General features: G+C 52.1%; 19 protein-coding genes. 18 read left to right on the top strand and 1 reads right to left on the bottom strand.

Annotation, left to right across the window (positions count from 1 at the left end; genetic code table 11):
- The first annotated feature begins 113 nt into the window (after positions 1-113).
- From iscR to der, 18 genes are all read left to right on the top strand, one after another.
- Positions 114-605, top strand: a complete 492-nt coding sequence (gene iscR / locus MED297_RS05475) for a Fe-S cluster assembly transcriptional regulator IscR (RefSeq protein ID WP_040556684.1) — start codon at positions 114-116, stop codon at positions 603-605.
- Positions 606-612: 7 nt separating this feature from the next.
- On the top strand, positions 613-1,779 hold the full coding sequence (locus MED297_RS05480; RefSeq protein ID WP_008043055.1) for an aminotransferase class V-fold PLP-dependent enzyme: 1,167 nt from the start codon (positions 613-615) through the stop codon (positions 1,777-1,779).
- A gap of 4 nt (positions 1,780-1,783) precedes the next feature.
- On the top strand, positions 1,784-3,223 hold the full coding sequence (gene sufB, locus MED297_RS05485; RefSeq protein WP_008043056.1) for a Fe-S cluster assembly protein SufB: 1,440 nt from the start codon (positions 1,784-1,786) through the stop codon (positions 3,221-3,223).
- Between the two features lie 55 nt (positions 3,224-3,278).
- Positions 3,279-4,028, top strand: a complete 750-nt coding sequence (gene sufC / locus MED297_RS05490) for a Fe-S cluster assembly ATPase SufC (RefSeq protein WP_008043057.1) — start codon at positions 3,279-3,281, stop codon at positions 4,026-4,028.
- Entirely contained in the window at positions 4,029-5,318 is a 1,290-nt protein-coding gene (gene sufD / locus MED297_RS05495) for a Fe-S cluster assembly protein SufD (protein WP_008043058.1), read from the top strand.
- The gene (locus MED297_RS05500; RefSeq protein WP_008043059.1) at positions 5,315-6,535 is read left to right on the top strand and encodes an aminotransferase class V-fold PLP-dependent enzyme; all 1,221 of its coding nucleotides are present in this window, start codon (positions 5,315-5,317) and stop codon (positions 6,533-6,535) included. The genes sufD and MED297_RS05500 overlap by 4 nt, the downstream gene beginning before the upstream one ends.
- A gap of 36 nt (positions 6,536-6,571) precedes the next feature.
- Positions 6,572-6,946 carry a HesB/IscA family protein gene (locus MED297_RS05505; protein ID WP_008043060.1) on the top strand — a complete coding sequence of 125 codons (375 nt, stop codon included), beginning with the start codon at positions 6,572-6,574 and terminating at the stop codon, positions 6,944-6,946.
- Complete coding sequence (sufT, locus tag MED297_RS05510; protein WP_008043061.1) at positions 6,946-7,473, top strand: putative Fe-S cluster assembly protein SufT; 528 nt, start codon at positions 6,946-6,948, stop codon at positions 7,471-7,473. The genes MED297_RS05505 and sufT overlap by 1 nt, the downstream gene beginning before the upstream one ends.
- A gap of 46 nt (positions 7,474-7,519) precedes the next feature.
- Positions 7,520-7,948 carry a SufE family protein gene (locus MED297_RS05515; protein ID WP_008043062.1) on the top strand — a complete coding sequence of 143 codons (429 nt, stop codon included), beginning with the start codon at positions 7,520-7,522 and terminating at the stop codon, positions 7,946-7,948.
- Between the two features lie 37 nt (positions 7,949-7,985).
- Positions 7,986-9,542: a putative bifunctional diguanylate cyclase/phosphodiesterase gene (locus MED297_RS05520; RefSeq protein WP_008043063.1), complete on the top strand. Its 1,557-nt coding sequence runs from the start codon at positions 7,986-7,988 to the stop codon at positions 9,540-9,542.
- A 168-nt stretch (positions 9,543-9,710) separates the two neighbouring features.
- The gene (gene ndk, locus MED297_RS05525; RefSeq protein WP_008043064.1) at positions 9,711-10,136 is read left to right on the top strand and encodes a nucleoside-diphosphate kinase; all 426 of its coding nucleotides are present in this window, start codon (positions 9,711-9,713) and stop codon (positions 10,134-10,136) included.
- A 141-nt stretch (positions 10,137-10,277) separates the two neighbouring features.
- Positions 10,278-11,438 (top strand): dual-specificity RNA methyltransferase RlmN, encoded by a 1,161-nt coding sequence (gene rlmN, locus MED297_RS05530; protein ID WP_008043065.1) that lies wholly within the window; start codon positions 10,278-10,280, stop codon positions 11,436-11,438.
- Complete coding sequence (pilW, locus tag MED297_RS05535) at positions 11,438-12,232, top strand: type IV pilus biogenesis/stability protein PilW (RefSeq protein ID WP_008043066.1); 795 nt, start codon at positions 11,438-11,440, stop codon at positions 12,230-12,232. Before rlmN ends, pilW begins: the two co-directional genes overlap by 1 nt.
- Positions 12,229-13,347 carry a flavodoxin-dependent (E)-4-hydroxy-3-methylbut-2-enyl-diphosphate synthase gene (gene ispG / locus MED297_RS05540; RefSeq protein WP_008043067.1) on the top strand — a complete coding sequence of 373 codons (1,119 nt, stop codon included), beginning with the start codon at positions 12,229-12,231 and terminating at the stop codon, positions 13,345-13,347. Before pilW ends, ispG begins: the two co-directional genes overlap by 4 nt.
- A 12-nt stretch (positions 13,348-13,359) precedes the next feature.
- On the top strand, positions 13,360-14,637 hold the full coding sequence (hisS, locus tag MED297_RS05545; protein WP_083779353.1) for a histidine--tRNA ligase: 1,278 nt from the start codon (positions 13,360-13,362) through the stop codon (positions 14,635-14,637).
- A gap of 108 nt (positions 14,638-14,745) precedes the next feature.
- Positions 14,746-15,378, top strand: coding sequence for a YfgM family protein (locus tag MED297_RS05550; RefSeq protein ID WP_008043069.1), 633 nt, complete (start codon positions 14,746-14,748; stop codon positions 15,376-15,378).
- Positions 15,356-16,534, top strand: a complete 1,179-nt coding sequence (locus MED297_RS05555) for an outer membrane protein assembly factor BamB (protein WP_008043070.1) — start codon at positions 15,356-15,358, stop codon at positions 16,532-16,534. The genes MED297_RS05550 and MED297_RS05555 overlap by 23 nt, the downstream gene beginning before the upstream one ends.
- A gap of 103 nt (positions 16,535-16,637) precedes the next feature.
- Positions 16,638-18,014, top strand: coding sequence for a ribosome biogenesis GTPase Der (der, locus tag MED297_RS05560; RefSeq protein ID WP_008043071.1), 1,377 nt, complete (start codon positions 16,638-16,640; stop codon positions 18,012-18,014).
- Between the two features lie 60 nt (positions 18,015-18,074).
- On the opposite strand, the gene xseA is transcribed toward der, so the two are convergent.
- Entirely contained in the window at positions 18,075-19,430 is a 1,356-nt protein-coding gene (xseA, locus tag MED297_RS05565) for an exodeoxyribonuclease VII large subunit (RefSeq protein ID WP_008043072.1), read from the bottom strand.
- Positions 19,431-19,457 lie beyond the last annotated feature (27 nt).

The following is a 19,457-nucleotide window of genomic DNA, read 5'->3' on the forward strand; positions in this document are numbered from 1 at the left end:
GCGTTTGGGGACTGTGAATAAAAACCCTACACTCTGCTCAGGTATATAGTTGACTGTTTTGCTCAGGTATTTATAATCGCCGTCAATTCACGGGAAACTCCGGGCATCTGGGTATGAAACTGACCACAAAAGGGCGATACGCGGTCACTGCAATGCTGGATTTAGCATTGAATGAACAGAGTGGCCCCATCAATCTGGCGGATATATCGCATCGTCAGGGAATTTCTCTGTCGTATCTGGAACAGCTGTTTTCCAAGCTGCGTAAGCAGGGGCTGGTGTCTTCAGTTCGGGGCCCGGGAGGCGGCTATCGTCTTGGCGATGAGCGATCAGCAATCAGCGTTGCGGCCGTGGTCGATGCGGTGTCTGAGTCGATGGATGCAACGAAATGCCAGGGTAAGTCGGGGTGTCAGGGGGGTGAGATTTGCCTGACTCATCATTTGTGGCAGGACCTCAGTGAACAGATCCATGATTTTCTCGAAGACATCAGTTTGCAGGATCTGGTTGATCGCAGTGAAATACGCTCGGTTAATGACCGTCAGAATCGACAACTGGCAGAAATGAACCAAGACCCGAATTTAACCATCGAAACCAAACAGGTTATCTGAACCCGATATGCGTCCTATTTATCTGGATTATGCAGCGACAACACCGGTTGATCGGCAGGTCGCTAAAAAAATGGCTGACTACCTGACGGTGGATGGCGACTACGGAAACCCAGCGTCGCGGTCTCACATGCTCGGTTGGTTGGCTGAAGAGGCGGCTGAAGAAGCGCGTAATGATGTTGCTGATTTGATCGGGGCAGACAGCAGAGAAATCGTCTGGACCAGTGGTGCTACTGAATCGAATAATCTGGCCATTAAGGGCGTGGCTGAAAATTATGCCCCTGAGGATTGCCACATTATCACCGGCGCTACTGAACATAAGGCGGTCCTTGACCCGGTGGCTTACCTGAAAAGTAAAGGTTATTTGGTTACCATTTTGCAGCCGGGGCGTGATGGTCGTATCACCCGGGCACAAGTCGCCGATGCGATGACCGAGAAAACCCGTCTGGTCAGCTTAATGGCGGTTAATAACGAGACCGGCGTCTGTCATCCGGTCGCCGAGGTTGGTGCGTTGTGCGCGGAGCGGAATGTCTATTTTCATGTCGATGCCGCGCAGGCAATCGGCAAAATCCATGTGGATATCAATGATTGGCAGGCGACACTGGTGTCGTTGTCTGCCCATAAGTTTTATGGGCCAAAAGGTGTTGGCGCGCTCTATGTACGTCGACGCAGTCCGCTGCAGCTTAAAGCGCAGATTCACGGTGGAGGCCACGAACGGGGCATGCGCTCCGGTACATTAGCCGCCCACCAGTTAGTTGGTATGGGCGAAGCGGCTCGATTGGTTGGTCAGAACTTTGACGAAGAAACGACACGTATTGGCAGATTGCGTGATCATCTCTGGCTGGGTTTAGAGCGTATTGGCGAAGTCAGCCTGAATGGCGATCCGACACATCGCTCCCCCAGTCATCTGAATGTTTGTTTTCATCATGTTGACGGAGAAGCCTTGATGATGGCTGTCCGTAACCTGGCCATTTCCAGTGGTTCAGCCTGCACTTCGGCCACGGTTGAACCCTCTTTTGTACTGAAGTCTATGGGGCTCAGTGATCAGGATGCACACAGTTCATTGCGTATCAGTCTGGGTCGATATACCACAGAAGACGATATTGAACGCGCAATCAGTAGTTTTACAGAGGCTGTGACCGGTTTGCGAAGCGCACCGGAACAGCAACGGGGTTAAACCAATGAGTGAAGAAGTCAAACAGTACATTAAGTCGGAGTACGAAGCCGGCTTTACCACGAATGTGGAATCAGCCACCATCCCACCGGGCTTGAATGAAGACGTTATCCGTCTCATCTCTGCCAAAAAACAGGAGCCGGAATGGCTGCTGGAATGGCGTCTCAAAGCCTATCGCGCGTGGGAGCAGATGGAAGAACCTGATTGGGCTCACGTGACTTATCCAAAGCCGGATTTTCAGGCGCTGTCCTATTACTCCTCGCCAAAAAGCATGGAGGAGAATCGTCCCAAGTCGCTTGATGAGGTGGACCCTGAGTTGTTGGCGACTTATGAAAAACTCGGTATTCCGGTGCATGAACAGGAAGTGCTCGCCGGTGTGGCCGTCGACATGGTTTTTGACTCTGTATCGGTTGGCACCACCTTTCGCCAAAAGCTGAAAGACGCCGGCGTTATTTTCTGCCCGATCTCCGAAGCGGTTCACGAATACCCGGAGCTGGTTAAGAAGTATCTGGGTTCCGTAGTCCCTCAGCGCGATAATTATTATGCGGCCTTAAACTCTGCTGTGTTCTCGGATGGTTCCTTTGTTTACATTCCGAAAGGCGTTCGTTGTCCTATGGAGTTGTCGACTTATTTTCGGATTAACGAGGCGAAAACCGGGCAGTTCGAACGCACTCTGATCATCGCTGATGAAAGCAGTCACGTCAGCTATCTGGAAGGCTGTACAGCGCCAATGCGTGATGAAAACCAGTTGCATGCGGCGGTCGTCGAACTGGTGGCTTTGGACGACGCTGAAATTAAATATTCCACTGTTCAGAACTGGTATCCGGGCGATGCTGAAGGCAAAGGCGGTATCTATAATTTTGTGACCAAGCGTGGCATTGCGCACACCCGGTCAAAAATCAGTTGGACTCAGGTCGAAACCGGATCTGCGGTAACCTGGAAGTATCCGTCTTGCATTTTAAAAGGGGACGACAGCATTGGTGAATTTTACTCGGTCGCATTGACCAGTAATCACCAGCAAGCTGATACCGGCACAAAGATGATTCATCTGGGGAAGAATACGCGCTCAACCATCATCTCCAAAGGGATCAGTGCCATGAAAAGCGAAAACACCTATCGCGGACTGGTCAGGATGAACCCGGGTGCTTCCGGCGCGCGCAACTTCACCCAATGCGACTCATTGCTGATCGGAGATCAGAGTGGTGCTCATACCTTCCCATATATCGAAAGCAAAAACCCGAGTGCCGTTGTTGAGCATGAAGCCACGACCTCAAAAGTCAGTGATGATCAGATGTTTCTCTGTCAGCAGCGGGGGATTGACCCGGAAAAGGCAGTTTCAATGATTGTGAACGGTTTCTGCAAAGAGGTGTTTAAAGAGCTGCCAATGGAGTTTGCAGTCGAAGCCGGGAAGCTGCTTGAGGTTTCCTTAGAGGGTGCGGTCGGCTGATATCAGGTCGCACCGGTTAAACGAATCAGGAATTGAACAAAAGGTTCATCTGCACATGCTAAGCATTAAAGATTTACACGCTAACGTCGAGGAAAAAAGCATCCTCAAAGGCTTATCGCTTGATATTAAGCCAGGCGAGGTACACGCCATTATGGGTCCTAACGGAGCTGGTAAAAGTACGTTGGGTAATGTGCTGGCTGGCCGAGAGGGCTACAGCGTCACCGGCGGAAGCGTTCAGTTTAATAATGAGGCGCTGCTTGATCTGGATGCGGAAGAGCGCGCTCGCAAAGGGTTGTTTCTGGCATTCCAGTACCCGGTGGAAATTCCCGGTGTGTCGAACATGGAGTTTTTGAAGGCTTCTGTTGATGCGGTGCGTGAGGCGAACGGGCAAGAGCCATACAGCTCGGTCGATTTTATTAAGCTGGCGCGGGAAAAGTGTAAAGCCGTGAACTTGCCTGCAGACTTCTTGAAGCGCGGTGTTAATGAAGGTTTTTCCGGCGGTGAAAAGAAGCGCAACGAGTTGCTGCAAATGATGCTGTTGGAACCGACGTTGTGCATTTTAGATGAAACGGACTCCGGTTTGGATATTGACGCCCTTCAGGTCGTTGCCGATGGCGTGAATGCGTTACGCAGTCCAGAGCGTTCGTTCATCGTTGTCACCCATTATCAGCGCTTGCTCGATTACATTGTGCCGGATTACGTGCACGTCCTTGCTGATGGCAAAATTGTGAAGTCTGGTGGCAAAGAGTTAGCACTGGAACTGGAAAAGGACGGTTATCGCTGGATAGCCGGGGAGAGTGCTTAAGTGTCTGATGCAATGAACATTGCTAAGGCTGTCTCGAAACAGGAAGCCTGGTCTCGCCCGCAATGGTTGCAACAATGGCAGCAGGCTGGCTTGGATCGGTTTCGTGAGACGCCCTGGCCGACTCGGAAAACTGAGCACTGGAAATATACGCCGCTGAAGTCGTTGACGGGTATAGATTGGTCGTTGCCTGAGCCGAAAACGAGCGTGGCTGATGGCATCCGGTTTGACGACTGGAATGCTATCCGGCTCAACATCGTTAATGGCGAACTGCAAAACCCAGGCGACCTGCCAACAGGGGTATCGTTAGTTCGTCTGAGTGAATGTAACCAGGAGCAGGCCGAGCGTTTTCTGGCTGCATTGGAAGCCTCACGGAACGACTTTTTGTTTGATACCGCTAATCAGGCGTTCATACAAGATGCGTATTGGCTGAACGTCGACCCTAATACCCAAGTACAACAAGCGTTGCACCTGAACTATGTCACCGACGGCGACGATGTTTTAAGCAGTAGTCAGATCTGGATTAATCTTGGCGTGGGCGCACAAGTTACCGTCGTTGAAACGTTCAGCGCTGGTGAGCAAGGGCGTTGCCTGGTTAATGCAAACACGGCGATCACGCTGGCGGATAACGCTCGGATGACGCATTACCATCTGATGCTGGAAGAAGGCGATGCGCACCATATAGGCCGGGTAACCGCTGAGTTACAACGAAGCGCCTATCTAGACTCATTCCATGTGGGTATCGGTGGGGTGTTAAAGCGAAAAGACATTCGGGTGCGTCATTGTGGTGAAGGGGCGGAGCTTCGGTTGAACGGCGTCTATCTGCCCAAAGGCGCTGAAATTATCGATTATCACACCTGCATTGAACATGAAGTGCCTCATTGCACCTCCGAAGAGATTTTCCGGGGCATTATCAGTGATTCGGCCAAGGCCGTGTTTAACGGTCGCATTCATATTCACAAAGATGCGCAGAAGTCTTTGGCGGAGATGAATAACCGAAACCTGCTATTGAGTGACCAGGCTGAAATCGACACTAAGCCGGAACTGGAAATTTATGCCGATGATGTGAAGTGCGCGCACGGTGCGACTATCGCGCGATTGGACGATACACAGCTGTTTTATTTTCAGGCACGCGGCATCAGCCGGGCGGAAGCTGAGGTGATGCTGAGCTTCGGATTTATCAATGAGTTGCTCGACAGTCTGCAGGATGAAGCCGTACAAAATCTGTTGCGTCCTCTGTTGGCGACGCTGTTTGCGCATCAGCGATCTGAACTGACGAGACACCTGCTATGACGTTGGACATTCAAAAAATCCGTCAGGATTTTCCGATTTTGCATCAGCAGGTAAATGACAAGCCGTTGGTGTATTTGGACAATGGAGCAACTACTCAGAAGCCTGAGATGGTTATTAATGCCATTGCGGACTATTACCGCCATGACAACTCAAATGTTCATCGTGGCGCGCATACGCTCAGTGATCGCGCGACCGGTCAGTTTGAACAGGCTCGGGAAACGGTGCGTGAGTTTATCAACGCCTCGTTGACTGAGGAAATCATCTGGACCAAAGGTACAACCGAAGGCGTCAATCTGGTCGCCTTTAGCTGGGGGTTGGAAAACCTGTCGGCTGGTGACCGGGTTCTGGTCAGTCACATGGAGCATCATGCGAATATCGTTCCGTGGCAGATGGTGTGCCAACGCACCGGTGCCGAGCTGGTTCCGGTACCTGTGACTGAACTGGGTGACGTCGACATGACCGCGTTTGATGCGTTGTTGGACGAGCGGGTAAAGTTTGTCAGCATGGCGCATGTGTCGAATGCGCTGGGAACCGTTAACCCGATTGAAGAGGTGATTCGTAAGGCTCATTCCGTCGGGGCTCGAGTCCTCATTGATGGCGCTCAAGCCGTGGCGCATTGGGCGGTAGACGTGCAGGCGCTTGATTGCGATTTTTATGTGTTTTCCGGTCATAAGCTCTATGGGCCAACGGGGATCGGTGTGCTCTATGGTCGCCAATCCCTACTGCAGGGCATGACGCCATTCATGGGTGGAGGTGAAATGATCGAAACCGTGGCGTTCGAAAAAACAACTTACAATCGGTTGCCCTATAAATTTGAACCCGGCACCCCCAATATTGCCGGTGTGATTGGTTTGGCGGCGGCCATCCGGTACCTGTCGCAATTTGAACGTGCTGACATTCAAGCCCATGAAGAATCGGTATTGGCATATGCGGTTGAGCGCGCAAAAGCGGTTGAAGGATTGCGACTTATCGGGCAATCCGACCACCGTGCCGGTGTGATCAGTTTCGTCCTCGAAGGCACACACCCGAACGATGTCGGCACGTTGCTTGACCAGCAGGGTGTCGCCGTTCGGACTGGAAATCATTGTGCAATGCCGATTATGGATCGCTATGGTGTTCCCGGGACGGTTCGAGCCAGCTTTGCACTGTACAACACGAAAGAGGATGTGGACGCTCTGTTCACGGCTCTGGAAAAAGTTAAGATGTTTCTGTACTGATCAGCAGAACATCAGGTAAACGTCTGAGGTGACACTATGACTGTGAACTCGTTTGATCCGCAAAGCGCATTGAGTGATCTTAACGTAACGATGACGGATGCTGCGGTTCGCCATTTTCAAAAACAGCTGCAAACCGCCGGCCTTTCATCCGTGCGCCTTTTTTTGGAAGAAAGCGGCTGTTCCGGATACATGTATCGGGTCGAACTCGTGGACGAAGCTTCACCAGGCGATGTCACGGTCCCGGTTCGTGATGACCTGACGTTGTTTGTGGCCGATGATGCACGGGCGATTATTCAGGGTACTGAGATCGACTTTAAAAAAGATGGGTTGAATGAGCTGATTAAGTTTAACAATCCGAATGTAACTGCTGAGTGTGGTTGTGGCGAAAGTTTCGTAGTGGAGAACGATTGATGGAGCGACGCGTCGTCGTGACAACCCGTGATGTGGAAGCGCGGCTAGTCCCTGTGGGTACGCCAATGTCGATTCCGGCAGACACCTTTGTCACCTTAACCCAGTCATTAGGCGGTAACTATACCGTCGTTTACCAAGGAAATATGGCCAGAATCGATGGCACCGATGCCGATGCGCTGGGTATGGAACCATTGCAGCTCTCGTTTGACGAGCCGGATGGCGACGCTGTTCTTGAACATCAGGTTTGGCAGGCGCTGGACACCATTTTCGACCCGGAAATTCCCGTCAGTATCGTAGCGCTTGGATTGGTATATGACGTATCCATTTCCGGCTCGGTTGTATCAATTAAGATGACGTTAACGGCCCCTGGATGCGGTATGGGGCCGGTGCTGGTTGACGATGTTCGTTATCGCGTTGCCATGGTGCCAAACGTTACCGACGTGCACGTTGAGCTGGTCTTTGACCCTCCCTGGACTCGGGATAAAATGTCCGAAGAGGCCCAATTGGAAACCGGGCTGTTTTTTTAATTGCTTACCCGGGCCGGGGGATCGGTTCGGTTTTCTGAGGTTACCTATGAGTCAGACGTTCGGAGTAGACTTAACCACAGACGATATCCTGGAAACATTGTCTTTTTTTGATTCCTGGGAAGATCGCTATAAATACATCATCGATCTGGGTAAAGAGTTGCCGGCGATGGATGCCGCCCTGAAGACCGATGATCGACTGGTCAGAGGCTGTCAGAGTCAGGTCTGGTTGGCATCAGAACCGTCCGATGGTCGGCTTTATTTTCAGGTAGACTCGGATGCGCATATTGTTAAAGGGCTGCTTGCTGTCGTCATGGCCGCTTTTAATGGTAAGCTGCCTCAGGACATTTTGGACTTCGACGTTGACGCTTACTTCTCTCAACTCGATCTGATTCGACATTTAAGTCCAACTCGTGGCAACGGTTTGCGTGCCATGGTTCAGACCATTCGGGATACGGCGGCGCAGTCTCAATCCTGAGCAGAAGCCCATTGCGAAGGGGGAGCAGGGTTCAACGGTGATTACGCCAGTCGGAATATTCATTCTCGCCTTGATCGCTCAGGGCATTATCGGTGCAGGCTTGGTTTTGAGCGGGCTGTCCCCGGTTATGGTGCTGCCTCTGTTGTTGACGCCTGTGCTGGTGTTTTTCCTGACCCGGAAGCTCTATGAACAGAGTGTCAGTGCTCGGAGAGTCGCTGAGCACGACGCCGTCGAAGCCCGGCGAGAAATTCAGAACGTTCGGCTGAGTGCCAATAAAGACCCTCTCACCGGTCTTAACAGTCGCCATTATGTTCGGGAGCGACTGGATGAGCTGCTGTCTGTAGCTACCAATCGAGGCCATTCTCTGGCCGTGCTTTACCTCGATATCGATTACTTTAAAGAGTTCAATGAAGCTCTGGGCCATACGCTGGGCAACCGCATATTGACTCAAATGGCGCAGCGACTTAATTCACTGCTCAAGAAGGGCGATTTACTGGGTTACTACGGCGGTGACGAGTTCATCATTGTGCTGCCGGTTTTACACGACATGATGGCCGCAGAAATGGTCGCGCGTCGTATTTTTAATGCCATGACGAATCCGATCTTGATTGACCATCATCAGCTTCAGGTGTCCCTCAGTATCGGCATCGCCATGGGACCGGTCGATGCTACTGACAGTGAGTCGCTGTTGCGACGTGCTGAAAGCGCTTTGAAAGACAGTAAATCCAAAGGCCGTAATGCTTACTCGTTTTACAGTCAGAGTCTGAATCAGTCAGCGTCCGAGCGGCTGAAAATGGACCAGTTGCTACGTGGTGCATTAGAGCGCAACGAGTTTTCAATCGTCTATCAGGCCATTGTCAGCGAGCAGGGGACGCGACTGAAGGGGTTTGAGGCCCTGATTCGCTGGAGCAGTCCTGAGCTGGGTCAGGTGTCACCCTCCGTCTTTATTCCGATTGCTGAGCAAATCGGACTGATCTCTGAAATCGGGTTGTGGGTGCTGAGGGAATCTGCTGAGCAGTTGAAGCTTTGGCAGTCCAGGTATGATCAGGCCATTGTGATGTCCATTAATGTGTCACCGAGACAGTTTCATGATGAATCTATCCTTCCGGCCGTAAAAGGGGTGATCAGTAAGACAGGTTTGCCTCCGGCGTCGTTACAGCTAGAGGTGACGGAAGGGCTCTTTTTGAGCGCTTCTGAGCGTACGCTGAACAATATTCGACTACTGAAGTCGTCGGGTATCCGGTTAGCTCTGGACGACTTCGGTACCGGTTTCTCATCTTTGTCATACCTGAATCAGCTGCCGTTTGACGTGTTGAAAATCGACAAGTCCTTTGTTGATGGTCTCGAAAACAACGACAAGGATCAGGCCATGGTAATGGCCATCATTTCGATCGCTCACCGTTTGTCTATGGAAGTGGTCGTTGAAGGCGTCGAGACACCGCAACAGGTTCATGTTCTGCGTGAACTCTCTGCGGATGCGCTTCAGGGCTATTACTACAGTAAGCCGGTGTCTGCCCGGGAGGCTGAAGCTCGTTTTCTCAGTCAGTCCGGGTTATTGAATCTGAGTGAATCAATCTGGGATGAGCTTTCCTGACGCGCAGTAGCATGACATCTTTGCGGTAGTGTTCCCTTATTGTTCCTGTAAATGGTGGAAATTGGTCGCGAAGTCGTAAAAACCCGGCGGTGCGACGATGGCATCCTTGGTGCTCTGTGCGTATAATCCGCGCCCGACTAGAACAAAGACTATCCAGAGAGGACCCGAATGGCGATTGAACGTACATTTTCAATTGTAAAACCCGATGCCGTAGCCCGTGATCTGATTGGCAAAGTGTACTCACGCTTTGAATCTGCCGGTCTGAAGATCGTGGCATCTAAAATGATTCACATGACCAAAGAACAGGCGGAAGGCTTCTATGGCGAGCACAAAGAGCGCCCTTTCTTCCCGAATCTGGTAGAATTCATGACTTCAGGCCCGGTGATGGTGCAGGTGCTTGAAGGCGACAATGCGATTGCTAAAAACCGTGAAATTATGGGCGCGACCAACCCTGCAGAAGCCGCAGCGGGAACGATCCGTCACGATTTTGCCAAGAGCATTGATGCGAACTCCGTTCATGGCTCGGATGCGCCAGCGTCTGCCGCTCGTGAAATTGCGTACTTTTTCGAAGAAAGTGAGATTTTCTCGCGCTAAAGTACCGGCAGCCACCATGGCTGCCTCAGCTTGATTCAGAAAGGGAGGCCCGTGATGACACAGGCCTCCCTTTTGAGTCTTGGAACCGGCGGTTGAATCGCTTATCAGCGGCCGACAATGCAACAAATCAGGTATACAGGTATGACCGAATCAACGGCGAAAGTGAATCTGCTCGGCATGGGCATGGCCGCGATGGAACGCTTTTTCACAGAAGAACTGGGTGAGAAACGTTTCCGCGCGACTCAGGTGCTGAAGTGGATTCATCAGCGTGGCGTGGATGATTTCGACGATATGACGGATGTCAGTAAGTCATTGCGCGAAAAACTGAAAGCCGTTGCTGTCATTGATGCGCCGGAAGTCACCTTTAAAAAGTTTTCAAAAGACGGCACCCGGAAATGGGTTATGAAAATGCCCGGCGGCAGTGCGGTTGAAACCGTCTATATCCCGGAAGATGATCGCGGCACGCTGTGTGTTTCCTCGCAGATTGGTTGCGCTTTGGATTGCTCTTTTTGCTCAACGGGTAAACAGGGCTTTAACCGGGACCTCAGTGCTGCCGAGATTATCGGCCAGCTGTGGGTTGCTGCGCGGTCCTGGGATGAGCCGGGGAAAAAGCGCGAGCGTCATGTGACGAACGTTGTCATGATGGGCATGGGCGAACCGCTGTTGAATTACGATAACGTCGTCGAAGCCATGAACCTGATGATGGAAGATAATGCCTATGGCTTGTCCAAGCGCCGGGTGACGCTGTCAACGTCAGGCGTCGTGCCGAGAATTCTGGATCTGGCCGAAGAAACCGATGTTTCAATGGCACTGTCACTGCATGCACCTAACGATGCCCTGCGTAACGAGCTGGTGCCGCTGAACAAACGCTACGGTTTGAAGCAAACACTTGACGCAGTGAACACCTATTTCGCGCGATTGCCGGATAAGCGAGTTCCGACCATTGAGTATACCTTGATTAATGAGGTGAATGATAAGCCTGAACATGCACACGAGCTGGTGGATTTGCTCCGTGAAACACCTTGTAAAATCAACCTCATTCCGTTTAATCCGTTCCCGAACTCAGGCTATGAGCGCCCCAGTAACAATCGTATTCACCGGTTTAAGGACATTTTGCATCAGGCTGGATACAATGTAACAGTTCGTAAAACCCGGGGTGATGATATTGATGCCGCCTGCGGGCAGTTAGTCGGACAGGTGGCGGACAAAACCCGACGATCCGTGCGGTTCATTGAAGCCGTTGAACTGGGCCAGACGGCTGCTGTTGTTGCCTCAACGAAAAATCAACGGAGACTTTCGTAATGCGTTCAGGTGTCAGACTCTTTGGGCTGGTGGTGTTGCTGACCACGGTACTTACCGGCTGTATCACAACAACGATCAGCCCTTATGACGATAAAAAAGATCTGGAAAAAGCCGAGCAGACCTACATCCAGATTGGCTATGACTATTTCCAGAAAGGCAACATGCTTGAGGCCAAAAAGGCACTGACCCGGGCGCTGGATTTGAACAGCCGCTCATCGGGTGCGCATCTGGGGCTGGCCCGGGTCTTTGAACGGGAGCTGGAGTACGATCTGGCGGATGATCATTTCGGCAAGGCCCTGCGTTACTCAGACGATACTGAAATTATGTTCCAGTACGGCGTCTATCTTTATAACCGAGGTGAATACAAAGATTCTTATCGTCAGTTCCGCGATGTGCTGAAAGATACCCTCTATGTTCGTCGGGCACAGGCCTTTGAATACCAGGCGGTGGTCTCAGCACGGCTGGCGAAAACCGAAGAAGCGATCGAGTACTATCAACGCGCCATCGCTCTGAACAAGATGATGTCAAACAGTTATCTGGGATTAGCGCGCATTTACCACAACCGGGATGATTATCGGTTGGCGTATAATTATTACACGGGTTTTCTTGATCTGGTGCGGTCGCAGCTGTCGCGTCATAACGCCGCCAGCCTCTGGTTAGGCATTCAACTCGCTTCTGAGTTGGGGGATGCCAATGTCTTGTCATCACTTGAGTTGCAGTTGCGAAACCGCTTTTCCGACTCTAATGAGTATCAGCTTTATCAGGCCTGGAAAGCCGAACAGGATGCGGCATGAATAAACAGCACGAGAGCCCGATTAAACGACGAAAGTCTCGTAAGATTTGGGTTGGGGACGTTCCCGTCGGTGGTGATGCGCCGATATCCGTACAATCTATGACCAACACCGAAACCACGGATGTAGCAGCGACCGTCGCTCAGATCCAGGCACTGGAAAAAGCAGGTGCAGATTTGGTACGCGTTTCCGTGCCGACCATGGAAGCCGCTGAAGCCTTTGGTAAGATTCGGTCGCAGGTGAATATTCCGCTGATCTCCGACATTCATTTTGATTATCGCATTGCCTTGCGGGTGGCAGAGCTCGGCGTGGATTGTCTGCGTATTAATCCGGGCAACATCGGCCGTGAAGACCGCGTCCGGGCAGTCGTAGATGCCGCACGAGATAAAAATATCCCGATTCGTATCGGAGTCAATGCCGGTTCACTGGAAAAAGATCTGCAAAAAAAATATGGCGAACCGACGCCCGAAGCATTGGTCGAGTCGGCCATGCGTCACATCGATATTCTCGATCGCCTGGATTACCCAAACTTTAAACTGAGCCTGAAGGCCTCGGACGTCTTTATGACCGTTGCAGCCTATCGTCTGATCGCCGACCAGATTGAGCAACCACTGCATTTGGGGATTACCGAAGCCGGCGGCTTGCGCAGTGGTACGGTCAAATCGTCAGTCGGCTTGGGAATGTTGCTGATGGACGGCATCGGTGACACGATCCGGGTATCGTTAGCGGCAGATCCGGTCGAAGAAATCAAAGTTGGTTTCGACATCCTCAAAAGTCTTCGCCTGCGCAATAAAGGGATTAACTTCATCGCCTGTCCGAGTTGCTCGCGACAGAATTTCGATGTCATTAACACCATGAACCAACTTGAAGGTCGGCTGGATGATGTACTGACACCACTGGATGTCGCTGTCATTGGCTGTGTGGTCAACGGTCCGGGTGAAGCGAAAGAAGCCGACCTTGGCATTACCGGCGGTAGCCCAAATAATCTGGTGTATGTTGGCGGTGCTCCGGACCATAAAGTGGACAATGAGGCGTTGGTGGATCATTTCGAGAAGCTGATCCGCGAGAAAGTCAAAGAGAAAGCTGAACAAGATCAAGCAATTATTGCAAAGGACTAAGGAGACCATCGGTTGTCAACTCTGCAATCCATCCGCGGCATGAATGACATTCTGCCGTCCGATAGCCCAATGTGGCAGTATCTGGAATCTCAGGTAAAGGCCGTTTTAAATCAGTACGGATATCGTGAAGTCCGTATGCCGATTGTTGAAGTGACGGAACTGTTTGCCCGCGGTGTGGGGGAACATACTGACATTGTCGAAAAAGAAATGTATACCTTTCGCGACCGTAACGACGACAGCCTGACGCTGCGTCCGGAAGGTACGGCCGGGTGTGTCCGGGCGGCTCTTCAGCACGGCTTGCTTCACAATCAGGTACAGCGGCTTTGGTATCAGGGTCCGATGTTCCGATATGAACGACCTCAGAAAGGCCGTTATCGTCAGTTTTACCAAATCGGCGTGGAAACTTTTGGCATGGCAGGCGCCGATATCGACGCTGAACTGATTTTGCTCACGCATCGATTGTTCCGTCAGTTGGGAATTTCTGACTCTCTGACTCTGCATTTGAATACGTTGGGCAGCGCAGAAGCGCGTTCGCGATATCGCAAAGCATTGGTCGACTATCTCGAGGGCGTTAAAGATCAGTTGGACGAAGACAGTCAGCGTCGTCTATACGTCAATCCGTTACGCATTCTGGACAGTAAGTCGGCATCGACTCAGGCGTTGTTGAACGATGCGCCTCGTTTTGAAGACTACATCGATAATGAGTCTAAAGCTCATTTCGAGGAACTGTGCCGATTGCTGGATGAAAACGGATTGCCTTATGTGGTCAATCCTCGCTTGGTCCGAGGCTTGGACTATTACACAAAAACGGTCTTCGAATGGATGACGGATGCACTGGGTGCGCAGGGGACCGTGTGTGGCGGTGGTCGTTATGATGGTCTGGTGCCGATGCTGGGCGGCAAAGAGACACCCGCGTCCGGATTTGCCATGGGCATGGAGCGGCTGTTGCTATTGTTGCAGACGTTGGATGTGATTCCGGAGAGTATTTATCAGACGGTCGATGTTTATCTGGTTGCCGCCGGGGAACTGGCGACCCGTAAAGCGATGGCCCTGGCTGAACAGGTACGCACGGACTGTGAAGGTGTCCGGCTGCAGTTGAACTGCGGCGGTGGCAGCTTTAAAAGCCAGATGAAAAAGGCTGATAAGTCAGGTGCCCGTTTCGCCCTGATTTTAGGTGATGATGAAGCGGCCGAATCCCGCGTTCAGATCAAAGATTTACAAGGAAATCACGAGCAACAGTCGGTTAGCTGGGCTGAGGTGGCTGAAGTTTTAACCCGGCTGGGTTTATAATCGGCGATCGAAACTGTTGATAATCAAGACGTTAGGCCACTATTGGCCTGTCGGAAATTGAATCAGACCGCGATTGACGGTCCACTGTGTTATTGGGAGTAACAAAGCGTGTACGATACCGATCAGGAACAGATTGAAGCCATTAAGCGTTGGTGGAGTCAGAATGCAAATTGGGTTATTGGCGCGATCGTGTTGTTCTTCGCCAGCTATGTCGGTTACAACTGGTATGTTTCATCAACGGAACAGCACCGACTGGAGGCTTCAACGACTTATGAGCAGCTGTTGGAAGCGGTCACGGCGGAACAGGGCAACTCAGAGGAGCAGGATCGTCTGACTCGTTTGCTGAAAACCGATTACAGCGATCTCAGTTATGCCTCGATGGCGGCACTGCTGGCGGCGGAAGCTGCTGTGGAATCAGAAGATTATGACGCCGCGTTGACTGAGTTGAACTGGGCGGCTGACCATGCCGACAGCGCTTTGTTACCGGTGATTCACTATCGTACCGCGATGGTTCAATACCAGCTCGACCAATTGGATACCGCGCTGGCCACTTTGGATAAGATCAAAGGCGAAGGCCATCAGGCTGTAACCTTTGAACTGAAAGGCGACATCTTGTTGGCTCAGGGAAATATCGATGATGCCCGGTCGGCGTATCAGGCGGCACTGGATCTGAGCTCGGATCAAAGCATTAATAACCCTTACCTGAAGATTAAACTGGATGACCTGGCCGTTGCTGAATAAATCTCCTGTGGCTCGCGCTATAACAGTTGCGCTGTCTGTCTGGCTGACGGCCTGCGCCAGCGGTGGTCTGCGTGAGACGCCGAAAGCCTTGCCGGACCCGTTGCCGCAAGAGGCTGAGGTAGCTATCGAGTGGTGGCACATTCTGGGTGACCAGTACGCCGATAAATCCATTGCCGGTTTGAAACCCACCGTCGCAGAATCCGGTGATCGTATAATCACCGCGTTAGCGAGTGGTGAGCTGTTGGCGATTGATGCGCAAGGAAAAGTGACTCGGCTTGGAGATCTCGGTGTCAGCATTACTTCGCCGGTGACACTCGACAGTAATCAACTGATCCTGGCCGATGAACAGGGGAATGTGCGTGTCGTCACCGAAGATCTGACCCCGGTATGGACCCTGGCCTTGAATGCTCTGGTCACTGAAGCGCCGCTGGTCACAGATGAACGTGTGTTTGTGCAATCGATTGATGGGCGCATCAGTGCCATTGAGCGTATTACCGGACGTTTATTGTGGAGCTTTCAGGATGCTGAGCCGGACTTGACCCTGACCGGAACCAGTCGCCCGGTGTTGGTGTCCACAGCTCAGGGCGATGCTTTGGTCTCCGGACTGGCGAATGGCAAGCTGGTGGCCATCAGTGTCGTCGATGGTTCCGTTATCTGGGAATACCGCATTACCCGAGCAAGCGGCAAGACCGAAGTCAGCCGGTTGGTCGATGTCGACGCACAAACCACACTTTTGGGTAGCCGTTTAATCGCATCCAGTTACCAGGGTGACCTGGTCGTGATCGATGCTGCGACTGGACGGGTACTTCAGGCGAGACCGTTTTCTACCTATCGGTCCATTCTGGCCGAAGACGAGGTCTGGTTTGGCGTCAAAGCGAACTCACATGTTGTGGCGATGGATCCGGCGACGCTCGAAGAGCGCTGGGTCAATGATGACCTTGAGTTTCGTCAGGTCAGTGAACTGGTGCGTCTCGGTGACGTGCTGGTGATGACTGACCGGGAAGGCTGGTTGCATGTGCTTGATGTGCACAGTGGGGACTATCTCGGGGCTAGACACATCGATTGGCAAGGGGTTCAGCGGGAGCCAGTGCCATTCTCCGACGGTGTCCTGGTACAGGGCGACAGTACCCGTCTCAAGTTTATCAAAATTCGCTGATCATCTGCCCCGGTTTGGAACTGGACCGGGGCAGGTGGAAGAAACCACTCAATTTAAAATCCAGCTACACTGAATGCATTAATCACGGGAAACGTTCCAGACTATGACACCGGTAATTGCCCTGGTCGGGCGCCCAAATGTGGGCAAATCAACACTCTTCAATCGTTTTACCCGCACGCGAGACGCGCTGGTGGCTGATTGGTCTGGTCTCACCCGGGATCGAAAGTACGGTGATGGCAAGCTTGGCGAGCGTCCTTTTATTGTGATTGATACCGGTGGTGTCAGTGGCTTTGAAGAAGGGCTTGATGAAGCCATGGCGCGTCAGAGTTTTGCCGCCATTGATGAAGCGGATGCGGTGCTGTTTTTGGTTGATGGGCAAAGTGGTATTACGTCGGCTGACTCGTTCTTAGCTGAACATCTGCGAAAAACGCAAAAGTCGGTCACTCTGGTGGTGAACAAAACCGATGGTCGAGACCCCGATGTTGCTGTCGCTGACTTTTATGAGCTTGGTCTGGGTGAACCCGTCGCCATTGCTGCTTCTCAGAATCGTGGTGTCCGCTCGCTGCTGGAAGATGTGTTAGAGCAGTTCCCTGAGCCTATTGAACAGATCGACCCAATGGAAGACGATTCCATTCGTCTGGCGATTATTGGTCGGCCTAATGTGGGTAAGTCGACCTTGGTCAATCGAATGCTCGGAGAAGATCGGGTCGTGGTTTATGACCATCCCGGTACCACCATGGACAGTATTTACATTCCTTACGAACGCCACGGCAAAGCTTACACCCTGATTGATACGGCGGGTGTCCGACGTCGTAAGAACATCACCGAAGCCGTCGAAAAGTTCTCGATCGTGAAAACGCTTCAGGCCATTCAGGACGCCAATGTTGTGGTTTTAGTCATCGACGCCCAGGATGGACTGGTCGATCAGGACATGCATATGCTGGGTTTTGCGTTGGAATCGGGCCGGGCGTTGGTTATTGCCATCAATAAATGGGACGGCCTGTCAGAAGAAAAGAAAGACAGCATTAAAACGGCCATTGACCGCCGAATGCCGTTTCTGGATTGGGCTGACATGCATTTTATCTCAGCGCTGCACGGTACCAATGTGGGTCACCTGTATGAGTCCGTTGAAGAAGCTTATGACGGTGCGCGCAGCAAATGGAGCACCAACCATCTGACGAACCTGATGCAGGGTGTGGTCGAAATGCACCAGCCACCGATGGTCGGCGGTCGACGCATTAAGTTGCGCTATGCGCACCAGGGCGGCTCAAATCCGCCTATCGTCGTGATACATGGTAACCAGTTGAATAAACTGCCGGGCAGTTACAAGCGGTATCTGGAAAACGCATTTCGTAAAGCGATGGGTGTGCGTGGTACGCCTATTCGTTTTGAGTTCCGGACCGGTGACAACCCTTATGATGATGCCGCGAAGGGTCGCCGTTCTAACAAACCCAAAGATCGGCGCGGAAATCGCCGTTAGAACTGAAAAAGCCCGGTTATCCGGGCTTTTTTGTGTCTGTTTTATACTTCTGTAGTGGCTTTAATCAGCATCGTCATCTGGAACAGAAACCGTTTCGATACGCGAGGAGAGCTGACCATGACGAAGCAAGGTGATGAGCCGATCGCCTGGTTTCATCTGATCGGCAGATTGCAAAACGGTGCCGTCCTCAGTTCGCGAGATTGAGTATCCGCGTTGCAGTGTGCCCAGAGGGGACAGGGCGTTCAGCGTTGCCACCTGTCCCTGGAAATGCTCACGTTTGCGATGCAATAACGCCAGTTTTGCACGTTGCAGTCGAGCTTCTAGTTTTTCAATTTGGGTGCGATCCTGGGCCAGTTGGCGTTGTGGGCTGCGCTGCAATAATCGATTCGACAGCTGCTGCAGTCGATCGGAAGGCATTTTTAATTGGCGTTGAGTTGCCTGAGTAAATCGGGTTCGCAGCTGTCGTAATTGTTGATGCCATTGCTGAACAATGGCGTCGGGACTGCGCAATCGCTGTTTTAGGTGAGTTAATGTGGTGTGCGATCGCTTTAACGTCTGTTGTATGCTTCGGAGCAGCTGCTTTTCGGCGACGTCAAAGCGCTGCATCAGTTCAAACTGATCTGGACTGATCATTTCCGCGGCCTGTGAGGGCGTAGCTGCGCGAAGGTCAGCGACAAAGTCGGATATGGACACATCCACTTCATGACCCACGGCGGAAATGACAGGGATTTCGGACGCGTAAATCGCCCGGGCGACAGGCTCAGTGTTGAAACACCAGAGATCTTCTAGTGATCCGCCGCCCCGGCCGACGATTAATGCATCCACTTCCCGTCGACGATTTGCCGTGGTAATGGCATTCACAATGGTCGCGGTCGCCTCGTTCCCCTGAACCTGAGTCGGGTAAAGGATGACTCGGGTGGCCGGAAACCGTCGGTTTAACACGGTCAGAATATCGTGCAATGCCGCCCCGGTCGAAGAGGTTACGATGCCGATGGTTTGAATCGGGTCGGGTAGGGATTTTTTATGCTCTTCAGAGAAAAGCCCTTCGGCGGCCAGTTTTTCTTTCAGACGAAAAAACGCAGCCTGCAGCTCACCTTCACCGACCGGCTGCATCTGGTTCACAATCAGTTGGTAGTCACCGCGTCCTTCGTACAAGCTGACGCGACCGTAAGCGATGACCTCGTCACCTTGTTTCGGTTTGTAGGCATTTTTAGCCAGCGAACCTTTAAACATGGCACAGCGCAATTGGCCCTGGGCGTCTTTCAGGGTGAAATACAGATGTCCGGACGCTGGTCGACTCAGCGTTGATATTTCCCCTTGCACAGGGACCGCTGGATATTGGGTTTCGAGGAGCTGTTTGACCTGACGGTTCAGTTGGGACACCGTGAGAGGTGCCTTGGGCTGTAGAGTCTGCATGAATCTTCTTATCAGGCGGGGCGGGCC

The organism is Reinekea blandensis MED297 (genome assembly GCF_000153185.1).
In the GTDB taxonomy this organism is placed as follows: domain Bacteria; phylum Pseudomonadota; class Gammaproteobacteria; order Pseudomonadales; family Natronospirillaceae; genus Reinekea; species Reinekea blandensis.

What these genes read in the sequence shown, in the direction of transcription:
- sufB (WP_008043056.1), top strand. Translation starts at nt 1,784, where the DNA reads ATGAGTGAAGAAGTCAAACAGTACATTAAGTCGGAGTACGAAGCCGGC.
- MED297_RS05500 (WP_008043059.1), top strand. Translation starts at nt 5,315, where the DNA reads ATGACGTTGGACATTCAAAAAATCCGTCAGGATTTTCCGATTTTGCAT.
- ispG (WP_008043067.1), top strand. Translation starts at nt 12,229, where the DNA reads ATGAATAAACAGCACGAGAGCCCGATTAAACGACGAAAGTCTCGTAAG.
- MED297_RS05515 (WP_008043062.1), top strand. Translation starts at nt 7,520, where the DNA reads ATGAGTCAGACGTTCGGAGTAGACTTAACCACAGACGATATCCTGGAA.
- ndk (WP_008043064.1), top strand. Translation starts at nt 9,711, where the DNA reads ATGGCGATTGAACGTACATTTTCAATTGTAAAACCCGATGCCGTAGCC.
- xseA (WP_008043072.1), bottom strand. Translation starts at nt 19,430, where the DNA reads ATGCAGACTCTACAGCCCAAGGCACCTCTCACGGTGTCCCAACTGAAC.
- MED297_RS05480 (WP_008043055.1), top strand. Translation starts at nt 613, where the DNA reads ATGCGTCCTATTTATCTGGATTATGCAGCGACAACACCGGTTGATCGG.
- MED297_RS05555 (WP_008043070.1), top strand. Translation starts at nt 15,356, where the DNA reads ATGACCTGGCCGTTGCTGAATAAATCTCCTGTGGCTCGCGCTATAACA.
- pilW (WP_008043066.1), top strand. Translation starts at nt 11,438, where the DNA reads ATGCGTTCAGGTGTCAGACTCTTTGGGCTGGTGGTGTTGCTGACCACG.
- der (WP_008043071.1), top strand. Translation starts at nt 16,638, where the DNA reads ATGACACCGGTAATTGCCCTGGTCGGGCGCCCAAATGTGGGCAAATCA.
- sufC (WP_008043057.1), top strand. Translation starts at nt 3,279, where the DNA reads ATGCTAAGCATTAAAGATTTACACGCTAACGTCGAGGAAAAAAGCATC.
- MED297_RS05505 (WP_008043060.1), top strand. Translation starts at nt 6,572, where the DNA reads ATGACTGTGAACTCGTTTGATCCGCAAAGCGCATTGAGTGATCTTAAC.
- iscR (WP_040556684.1), top strand. Translation starts at nt 114, where the DNA reads ATGAAACTGACCACAAAAGGGCGATACGCGGTCACTGCAATGCTGGAT.
- sufT (WP_008043061.1), top strand. Translation starts at nt 6,946, where the DNA reads ATGGAGCGACGCGTCGTCGTGACAACCCGTGATGTGGAAGCGCGGCTA.
- rlmN (WP_008043065.1), top strand. Translation starts at nt 10,278, where the DNA reads ATGACCGAATCAACGGCGAAAGTGAATCTGCTCGGCATGGGCATGGCC.